Source organism: Bacillus infantis (genome assembly GCF_020171945.1).
In the GTDB taxonomy this organism is placed as follows: Bacteria; Bacillota; Bacilli; order Bacillales; family Cytobacillaceae; genus Bacillus_AB; species Bacillus_AB infantis_A.
The window spans coordinates 49,203-59,362 of sequence record NZ_JAIVAP010000025.1 but is presented as its reverse complement, the minus strand read 5'-3'; the positions used below and the strand labels follow the sequence as shown (position 1 = coordinate 59,362).

The following is a 10,160-nucleotide window of genomic DNA, read 5'->3' as shown; positions in this document are numbered from 1 at the left end:
TTTCCTCCCAAATCATACAGTTCTCGACAAACTTATGATAAGGGATGGGTGTTAAGGGTGGTCAACTTTTTGGTTAGCGAAAACCGCTAAAGTGGTCAACTTTTATTTTAGCGTTTACAAGTGCCGTTCCTTCAAACTTATCGGGCCTTGCATCACTATGAAAATAGCTGGTTAAAGGCTGGAGACGGCTCCCTGAAAGGGCTGCTGCTTCATTATAATAAACAATGGTTTTCTCATCCTTATCCGGATTATTAGTACAGCCGCCAATGTTTGAGGTAGGAAAAGCACCTTCCCACCCCCGCCAGCCAAAGTTAATAACTCTTTTCTGGTCAAGCTCAGAATTTATAACAGCAGCCTGGACAAGCTGTGTAACCGGTACAGGTTGATATTGAACAAATGAAAAAATCGATTCGGCCAAGTCCTGTCCGACATTTCCCGCATATTTAATATACTGATGATTGTACCTTTGAAATGAGATGCCCGGTATATTGCGGACCCCTTTGGCCATTACCGTGAGCGTCTCCTGGATAGCTGTCGGCAGCTCATTAAAACGAGTGACAGCGGGTGGATTAGTGATAGGGGAACTCTTGGTTACATCAATTTCAATTATTTTACCGGCGGTTTCTAAATCGGACTGGCTTAAGTTAAATGGATCATAGCCTGCCCCGCCATCTCCGGTTGTTAATACAAGTCTTCCTGATTCAGGTGAAAAATTTAAACTATTTACGCCATTATGATTGAAAAATGGCCTTCTTAAGTTAAGCAGTGTCCGCAGTTTTCGGGGCTTGCCATTTGATGGCAGCATCCATTCTTCAACTGTATCAATATGATCATAGTGAGTATCTCTATTTATCCACCTTAAACTTAAAGTGCCGGGATCACACGGGTCAGGTTTAAATTCTTCAGAAAGAGCACCCGGACCTTGTGTACCAGCTGCTGTATAATGAAGATAAAAAAGGCCGTTATAATAAAAATGGGGATGAAACGCCAGTCCCAGCAATCCCCGTTCATCATATCCATCCCTGGAGGCACCTAGTTTTATGATTTGCGGGCGAATATCTAAAAAAATCCTAATATCTCCGTTTCCTATATAAAAGATCTCTCCTGCCTGGGTTGCAATAAATAACCTTTCCTTTGAGTCTCCTGGAAGTATTGCTGTTTTCAAAACAGAGGGTAAATTGATTCTGCTTACAATGGGCTGTAATCTGACTTTTACATTTTTCAACCACCTTGGCCTCCTCCTGGTCTATTCTTTTATAAGAATATGATTAGAACTGTTCTATAAGTACTAAATCAGAGCCACGGAATCTGCTGAGTCCGTGAGCTTCGACATGTTAGGAAATACAAAAGGATGCCATTAGGAGGCATCCTTTTTGCACTGATTTACTAATAATTTATTTGCATAGCAAAATATGCACGTGAACCTCACGGCATATTATGAAATCCCTACTTTTGCAGCAAGTACTCAAAACCTCACTTACTTATGATACGGTTCTCCGTGATGAATCTAAATGAGGTTTTTCTTTAATCACTAAGGTCTAAGACAGGGCAATTGTAAAGGATTCCATTTACACAAAATAGTTTATACTCCCACATAGCCGTACTGTCATAATTGAAATTACTATTAAAAAACAAAAAGAAACCAGATAGATAATTATAATCTAGTTTCTACTTTCTAAATTTGAGGCTGCATAAAGTAGTTATTTTTAAGATAATATCCCTTATATACTAAACTTTCAGGCCTTTAAAAGGTAACTTCTTTTACTTGAGTATTTGCAAAACGATCACTTTCTAACATAAAGACTTTAACATCATTTATCCTATAATCATTTTTCTTAATAAACAACTTTAGAAAATCATAATCATGTGTGGACAATATTAATTGTTTCTTTATATTAGAAAAAACATCACAGATTGAGAATTGATTTACATCATCCATATTTTGAATCGGATCATCAATTCCAATTAAATCTAATTTGCTCAATGTTTGCCCTTCATTTATCGCTAAAAATAACGAAATTGCTAGTACATTAAGTTGTCCAGAACTCATTGAATACTGTACATTAGACAAATCAGTAAAGTCTCCGTCTTTTCCCTCTACAGACATAATTAATTCAAGTTCATCTTCTTTCTCTGATTTAAAGATCACCCTATTACTTGTAGGCATTGGATTTAAATATCTAAAATACTTTTGTATACTTGAATCTTGCTTATTAAAATAATCAAGAGCTTGAGAACCTATTTTAGTATAGGCATTCTCAATAAAATTATTAAGTTCTTTATGTTTGTTTGAAAGTTTTTTAAGTCTATTTTTTAGCTCTTCCCTATCTTTTTTATACTTATTTATTAAAATATTGATATTTTCATTCCCTTTTATAATTTCTAAGAAATCTTCCAATTTATGAATTTCACTAAGAGATTTTTTGGCCTGGTTTACAAACTCTTCCCGGTTCCTTAAGATCTCCCCCAATGGAATCTTTCTTTCACTTTTTTCGATAGTATTACGCCATACTACTACAAGTTGATTATTCCGGTCATAGTTACTATCCAAAGAATTAATATTTTCTTTTATTTTATTTATAATATTTTCGACTTTTTGTGCATACTTTTCTAATCGTTGCTTCTCTTGTATTACGCTTTTCTTATTAGTGTTTGTGTTCTTTACATTAATAAAATTTGAATACTTAGATCTAGTATCTTCTAAGTCTAGTAGCATTAATAACCTTTGATGCAGATCTGCTATTTTTTCATCTGTTTCTTTTTTTCTTTTCTGTAATATACTTTCATCCAATTCAATAAATTCTAATGAAAAGAGACTGTCTTCGCGAAGTTCAATCAACTGTCTTTCAGAGTAAAATAATTCTTCGCGATTGCTTGTTACCACTTTTGTAACATTCCTAAGTATCTTTTCCTTATTTTCATATTCTTCTTTTAATTCATTCCTTCTTCTTAAAGCCTTATTCACAAATGAGGAATCTTTTGCGATCTGTTTTAAATTATTTTGTATTGTACTAAAAATATGTTCTTGTAAATTTCCATTGTTTTCGGACATACATACTGGACATTTATCACTTATTGAATTATCAACAACGTATTTATAAATATTCTGTATTGAAGAGTTTAATGAATTAAATTCTTCATTACCTTGTTTACCATTTATTATTTGATCAAATTTAGTTACTTTTTTCTTTAACAAATTTATATCGTTCTCTATTATCTTAATTTTATTCTCTTCTTCTAATATACTTTTCGGCAACACTTTAACATTATTTTTGTGTCTTTTATAGTGTTGGTAGGAATTTATTGCAAAAATAATTTTCTTTTTTTTATTTTCAATAGATTTTATTTCTCCATTTATCTGATGAAAATAATCCTTATTATTCGCAAGTTCTACACCAACTTTTTCACTTATAATTTTAATCTGATCTTCTAATTTTTTCTTTTCATCTAATAGATTTTCTTCTATTGAAATTGTTTTTAGAATTCTACTAACATCTTCTTTTTTATTATTTATCTTAGTTAACAATCTTAATCCTTTTTCTCTCGCAGCAAATGATTTATGCAACTCCTTTTTTAAACCTTCAACATAATCGACAAAGTCAGTATAGCTAAACTGCTCAACATGTATAAGTTTCTTTAAATCGTTAAAACTATTTTTATGTAATACTACATCTTTGTTAATTGCTTCTTTTATTTCATTTAAGCGAGTATAAGTACTAGAATTTAATTTCAAATTAAACTTTCTCAATAAATCATCAATAGTAAATACATCAGCTTCCTGCATTTCTTGTTCTTTTTCAGATATTAGTTTCTTATAAGTTGTTAACTGTGATTGTTCATTCCTTATATTTGATCTTATTTTATCATTAATTTTTTTAAGATTATTCAGAGTCATTGTCCACTTTTTATAGCCCATGATGTCAGCTAGAGCACTAAATCTTTCTTGTGGTTCATCCCTTAAAATAAAGTCAGTAACTTGATCCTGAGATAATATTAGTGCTTGTTTTAAAAGTGAAGTTGTATCCATCAAATCTTTCTTGTTCGACTGTACTTCTCCTTCAATTAATGTTTCTAGACATTTTTGCCCAGTGCTAATAGTGACTCCTTCTGATGAAATCAATTTTACAGTTTCTCTCATCTTCTCTTGAATTTTGAAACTTCTAATTAAAGAATTTCCTGTATCAAATTCAATAGACACAGAGCAAATTTCACCTGATTTAGCTAAAAAATTATATAGGATTTTTTTGTCATTGCTAATAAATCTATTTATTGTACCTGTAAGACACCATTCAATTGCATCAAAAAAAGAACTCTTACCAAAGCCATTTTCTCCGAACAGAATAATGATTTCACTATCTAAAGTGAAATTATGTACTCCATAATAACACCTGAAATTTTCCATTGTAACTTTTTTAATCCTCATTTTCGACTTCCTCCGAATCTAAAAGTATATAAAATGCAGAATTTACTTCTTGATTTGTCAGAGATCTTGAACTACCCCCATTTTGAATAATAAAATCAATAATATGTTTTATATTCGCATCGTCATAGGTCCCTATAAGGATTGAATTGTTGATTTTATTTTCATCTTCTAGATTAACTGATGGATCTAGAAAAGGGATTCTAGTAAAATCTTGGGAATCTTTTATTACATACTTCCTAATGCCTCTGGGGTCTTTTTCTATCACATAAGGGCTTAGGTCACTTTCTGGTGGTAATAAGATCAAAAAATATGAGTTCCAAGAGTTTTTATGCATTTTTTTTAGCATTAGTCTAATATCCATTACATCATTTACAATCATTTCCTCATTAGGATCTTCTTTATATTCTTTAACAACTATATTTATATGCTCTTTTTCCAAAAAAATATTCGGATGAAATTGAGCTGATTGTTCTACTGCAAATCCTTCTAGTAAAAGCAATTTAAGCACTTCGTTCTTATCCATACACTCACCTACTTTGTTGGTTGTATTTTTCCCCATAAATCTATTAAAGTCGTTTGATAATCCTCTAAGTTTTTGAACCCTTTAGCTTTTTTCATCCCTGAAAGAATTCTTAAACCTGGTAATACCACCCACTCGTTATCCACCTCTAATAAACCCTCTTCAGTTCCAAATTGTGGTATTTGAGGTTCAAAAAATTCATCTATTCGAAGGAAATCGCCTTCCACAAATTCATCGTCATACTCCCCTTGAAATATAGTAAAATGATTCTTAACAATCATTTGCAATTGTTGGTCACGAGGAGTTTTTATTATCGCAGAAATAAGTTTTTCAATACCGTCTTCTTTGGTATCCCCCATATCTAAACCTAAGGTAGAAATGAAATAATCATCTATTTCTTTTATCAATAAACTCTGAAACTTTGTTGAAAAGATAATCTCTTTATTAAAGGTTAACTTTAAGATATACAAAGTCTTAAAAAGCTCTAAATAACGAGTAGTTCTACTTATATCATCAAGATCAACTACTAACAAAGAATACTCCTTTGCTTCAATGTAACGGTTTAGTAATTCAAGAGCATAACGTTCTTTACGAGCCCAAGCCTTTAATTCATTCCTTAGACACTCAAGCTCACCTATTAGTTGATCCAATAAACTCTCATTTAATTTCATATGATTTAGTTCTTTATGTACTGAGGAAATTACACCATCTATAATCTTATCGCTGCTCATTGCATTAAAAAACGGTTGAAGTTTATCACTTACCCGTTTCTTAAGGATGCTTAAGTATTCTTCAGCTTTAGTTCGGTCAATAAATAAAGCCCCTTTTTCATTGTTATGTGTACATAGGTAAAATAACTCTCCTATTAAAAAATTTATGTCCTCAAAAGTTAAACGGGCTGATTCTGTAACTAATCCCCCGAATTTAGAAGATACAGTATGAACAAAGTCTTTTATATCTGCATTTGTTGTAATAGGAGTTACAGAGAACCTTGATAATAGTTCTGCCTCACTTTCTCCACACTCGTTATAATAATTAAATTGTTTCCCATCAACCTTACTAGGGTTTTCCTTTACTTTCTTAACTAAATCATCACTATCATCTATCGGTAAATTGAAGTTACTATTATTAAATAAGTAATGTTCCATATTTACGCTATCAGAATTACATATTAAGAAGTTAGTTATTAATTCAAATTGTGTCTCTTTTCCACTATCTTTAGGGAAGAACCTAGCCATGGGTAAAAGCTTTTGTAACCAACCTCTATATAAATTAATTTTAGTTACTTTTTCAACATACACTCTTTCTTCTAGTACCTTTGATTTTACTTGAATAAATCGAATGGTATCTTGATTTCCAACAATAATATCCTGATGCAGCTCTAAAGCAATGAAGTCCCATTTCCCTTCCAATACTTCAGCAAGGTAATACAGTGAAGTGAGTAATTGGAAGTAATAACCGGTCATTGCATTTTGACCGCCAGTTTCCTCAGGTTCTTCTCTGTATAAAGTATCAAACATAGATGTAATTTCTTCTTGACTAAACTCTTTTAATGATTTAAGCGATTCTACCTTTTCTGGATTTAATAAAGATTCATCTTTTTGTAAGATGTCTAAAATATCTTCTTTAATCATTTTTATCTTCCCTTTTATATTTTAATAGAGCTTTAGTAGGATTCTAGTGTACATGTATAATGATAAAACATTTTGTTTTGTGCCTCTATATAAAGAGCGACAATAAGGATATTCAATTCCTTAAAACTTTATCTTTTTGCTTCTTCATTTACATGAGGATAATAGTAAGTCTATGCCAATGATTTTGCTGCTTCTACTAGCCTTTTAGTCACCTCTATATATTCTTTACTTGGTTCTGCTTTCCCCGATGGATTATGTCCTACGATTATTGAGGCAGCATTAGAAAGAATGGCTGACTTCATTACCTCCCTAGGGGTGTAAGTGTACTATGCTGGCATTTAATCTCCCAATGTGACAGACATTAATTGGTACTGGTTGATCCTTCGTATCAAGTGAAGGGACAATGAAATGCTCACGGTTTTTTCCTTCTAAAAATAGCTTTGAAAGTTAATATCCATCTTCTGGAGACCTAACTGTTCGTTCTTTGTATAAGTATACTTGATTCTTTTACTAACTTCAGTGAAATCAATTAAATATAACAGTTAAAGAATTATTAGAATACATTATTTATGCCCCCACTAAAAGTGAACAAAATAAAATAGCTGATTTCTTTCGAATTTCAGATAACAAGATCCAACTTCAACAAGAAAAAAATTTATTTGCTAATAGAACAGAAAAAGGCTTTATACGAAGATTTTTAAGCAAGAGTTTCGTTTTAATGAAGAATGTGGGCGAGAATTTCCAGAATGGAAGTATTACACACTAGGAGAATTCGCTTATAACAAAAGTTATTCTACCGGTTACCCATTAGGTGCTATAAAGCAACTTGATAGTTATTAAAATGGGGCACTTTCTACACTTTATATTTGCTTTGTTCCAAAAGATAATATTATCAGTGATTTTCTAGTTCACTACTTTGCTTCTGTGAAGTGGCATAAAGAAGTTCTTTTATTTGCGTAGAAGGTGCTAGAAATCATAGTTTATTAAATGTTAATGTATCAGAATTCTTTGAAACGCAACATAAAGTGCCATATTTTAAAGAATAACTAAAGATGGCAAATTTTTTCAATGCAATTAATAAAAAAATTCAATTAAATGAAGGTAGACTATTGCAACTACAACACCAAAACAAGCCTTAATGTAACAAATGTTCATCTAATTATACAAACAACAAACAGCACCTCTCCCACTATAGAGAACGTGCTGTACTATTTGCTAAAAACCTCATTTACTTATGATACGGTTCCCCCCGGTTAATCCGAAACGCCCGATAGACCTGTTCCAGCAAAACCAGTTTCATCAGCTGATGCGGAAAGGTCATCTTTGAAAATGAAAGCTTCTCATCCGCCCGCTGCAAGACTTCCTGGCTCAATCCGAGCGATCCGCCGATTACAAAGGCAATTTTGCTTTTTCCGTATGTAGCCAATTTATCAATAGTGTCGGCAAGCTCTTCTGACGATTTCATCTTTCCTTCGATGGCAAGAGCAATGACATGGGCATCCGGGTGAATTTTGGCGAGGATTCTTTCGCCTTCTTTTTGTTTGACCTGGATCATTTCGATGTCACTCAGTTCTTCGGGGGCTTTTTCGTCCGGGACTTCGATGATGTCCATTTTGGCATAAGCTGACAGGCGCTTAAGGTATTCGTCTATTCCCTGTTTCAGGTACTTTTCCTTCAGCTTTCCGACGGTGATGATTGAGATATTCACTATTCACAATCCTTTACAATTTAATTACAAACAGCTTACAAACAAGATATCCACAAAAGTTATCCACATATCCACATTTTATATCCACATCTTGTATGGAATCACTTGTTCGCCACCATATATACCGCCTTATTTCGACAATATTCACAGGTTGTTGATAACTCGCTGTCTTCAATTTTATTCATAACCGGGAACGTTTCATACTCGTCCACCACGGTATCAATGGCTATATCAATGTGTTCTTCGCAGCTGTAGATCATTTTGGCACTCCTATCAGTTTTTCTTTTTATTATAAGAATTGTGGATAAATTTCATTCTTGCATTTGTCGAAATACTTATCCACATCCCATCGTAACACCAAAAGAAAAAACAGGAAAGCCTCTTGGCCTTCCTGTTGGATTCTTCTGTTTAGATTGTTTCACCTGACAGCTTCAAGGTCGTTTCCTGTGCCTTGCCGCCGCGGTAGAATTTCACTTTCATCTGATCTCCGACCTGTTTATTATTGTACAGATGTTTCCTTAGATCGATGACATCATTGATCTGTTCACCGTCCATTTCGACGATCACGTCAAATTCCTGCAATCCTGCCTGGTCGGCCGGTGAGTTAGGAGATACGCGGATGACTGCAACACCGTTTGTCACATCCTCCGGCAGCTTCAGAGCCTCCTGCTGATAGTAGGCAGGGATTTCATTAACAGAGCGCAGCTCGACACCCATATACGGCCTTTTCACTTCTCCGAACTTTTCCAAATCGCTGATGACCGGCTGGGCGGAATTGATTGGGATCGATAGGCCAATTCCCTCAACCGTATCCTGGGCGATCTTCATCGAGTTGATGCCGATGACCTGGCCATTGATATTGATGAGTGCACCGCCGCTGTTCCCCGGATTGATGGCTGCATCTGTCTGCAGGACTTCTGCCTGCCAGTCTACTGTCCCGTCCTGGTTGATATCAACCGGGATGGCACGCTCAAGGCCTGAGACGATTCCCTGGGTAACTGACCCTGAGAAGGTAGGCCCGAGCGGATTCCCGATGGCGATGACCGGTTCGCCGATCTTGAGGGCGTCCGAATCACCGAATTCAGCAACCTTTTCAATTTTCTCCCCTTCGACCTCCAAGACGGCAAGGTCGGTCCAAATATCGCTGCCGCGCAGCTTGGCCGGGATTTTCGTTCCGTCTGCGAGCGTTACTTCAAGCCTTGAAGCTCCTTCGACCACATGGTGGTTGGTTACGACATAGGCTTTGCCGCCTTCTTTTTTATAAATAACGCCGGAGCCTGTGCCGGCTGTCTGGCCGTCCCCTTCTTCTCCGCCGCCTCCTGACCACATACTCGCATTCTGAATGTTATCAATGCCTACAACCGCATCACCTGCTTTATCAACTGCCTTCGTGACATCCGACTGGACATCCAGCGAGACATTGCGGGTGACTACATCATTATTGCTGCCGCCTGTATTCGCCTGCCCTGCATCCTCATTCGCTGAGTATGGGAGCACATTATAGTCAATCAGCTTAGGGACCGCGACAATAACCAGTATGGCGCCAAGAATGACGCCGATGAGGCTGGCCAAGAAATAGCCGCCCTTGTTTCCTTTTTGCTTTTTATAGCGGTTTTCATAATCCTGATCATAATAACCCAAGTTCGACCAATCCTTTCTTACAAAGCTGCTAAGAATTATTCTTCCTTCTATCCAATATTATACTCTCCGGGCCGGGAATTTCTAAGCAAAACAAACTGCCTGCGGGAATCTTACGATTTTGTTCATACTTTCGTCCGAGACTGATCAAAAAGTGAGATCAGGGGCGCGTTTGAGCTAGAAAAAGGCATAAAAAAAGAATGGCATAGCTTGTACCATTCTTTTTTCCTATTTATT

General features: G+C 35.2%; 7 protein-coding genes and 1 pseudogene. All 8 read right to left on the bottom strand.

The genetic code is table 11. The features are described from left to right. Nucleotides 1-106 precede the first annotated feature (106 nt). Nucleotides 107-1,225, bottom strand: a pseudogene (locus LCM00_RS22360) (PQQ-dependent sugar dehydrogenase); the annotation flags it as partial. 519 nt (nucleotides 1,226-1,744) lie between these two features. Then, nucleotides 1,745-4,423, bottom strand: coding sequence for an AAA family ATPase (locus LCM00_RS22355; protein WP_224906122.1), 2,679 nt, complete (start codon nucleotides 4,421-4,423; stop codon nucleotides 1,745-1,747). Then, a complete protein-coding gene (locus LCM00_RS22350; RefSeq protein WP_224906120.1) occupies nucleotides 4,413-4,946 on the bottom strand; it encodes an ABC-three component system middle component 1 in 534 nt (177 codons plus the stop codon). The genes LCM00_RS22355 and LCM00_RS22350 overlap by 11 nt, the downstream gene beginning before the upstream one ends. A gap of 8 nt (nucleotides 4,947-4,954) precedes the next feature. Continuing rightward, nucleotides 4,955-6,577, bottom strand: a complete 1,623-nt coding sequence (locus LCM00_RS22345) for a dsDNA nuclease domain-containing protein (RefSeq protein WP_224906119.1) — start codon at nucleotides 6,575-6,577, stop codon at nucleotides 4,955-4,957. Nucleotides 6,578-6,747: 170 nt separating this feature from the next. Next, nucleotides 6,748-6,879: a JAB domain-containing protein gene (locus tag LCM00_RS24960; protein WP_404802186.1), complete on the bottom strand. Its 132-nt coding sequence runs from the start codon at nucleotides 6,877-6,879 to the stop codon at nucleotides 6,748-6,750. Between the two features lie 926 nt (nucleotides 6,880-7,805). Beyond that, on the bottom strand, nucleotides 7,806-8,285 hold the full coding sequence (gene rlmH, locus LCM00_RS22330) for a 23S rRNA (pseudouridine(1915)-N(3))-methyltransferase RlmH (RefSeq protein ID WP_129613052.1): 480 nt from the start codon (nucleotides 8,283-8,285) through the stop codon (nucleotides 7,806-7,808). A gap of 101 nt (nucleotides 8,286-8,386) precedes the next feature. Further along, complete coding sequence (locus tag LCM00_RS22325) at nucleotides 8,387-8,545, bottom strand: CxxH/CxxC protein (RefSeq protein WP_224906118.1); 159 nt, start codon at nucleotides 8,543-8,545, stop codon at nucleotides 8,387-8,389. Between the two features lie 148 nt (nucleotides 8,546-8,693). Then, nucleotides 8,694-9,926: a S1C family serine protease gene (locus LCM00_RS22320; protein ID WP_224906117.1), complete on the bottom strand. Its 1,233-nt coding sequence runs from the start codon at nucleotides 9,924-9,926 to the stop codon at nucleotides 8,694-8,696. Nucleotides 9,927-10,160: the final 234 nt, after the last annotated feature.

Bases quoted from the DNA above. Each gene is read 5' to 3' on its own strand.
- LCM00_RS22355 (WP_224906122.1), bottom strand. From the start codon at position 4,423: ATGAGGATTAAAAAAGTTACAATGGAAAATTTCAGGTGTTATTATGGA.
- LCM00_RS22350 (WP_224906120.1), bottom strand. From the start codon at position 4,946: ATGGATAAGAACGAAGTGCTTAAATTGCTTTTACTAGAAGGATTTGCA.
- LCM00_RS22345 (WP_224906119.1), bottom strand. From the start codon at position 6,577: ATGATTAAAGAAGATATTTTAGACATCTTACAAAAAGATGAATCTTTA.
- LCM00_RS24960 (WP_404802186.1), bottom strand. From the start codon at position 6,879: ATGAAGTCAGCCATTCTTTCTAATGCTGCCTCAATAATCGTAGGACAT.
- LCM00_RS22325 (WP_224906118.1), bottom strand. From the start codon at position 8,545: ATGATCTACAGCTGCGAAGAACACATTGATATAGCCATTGATACCGTG.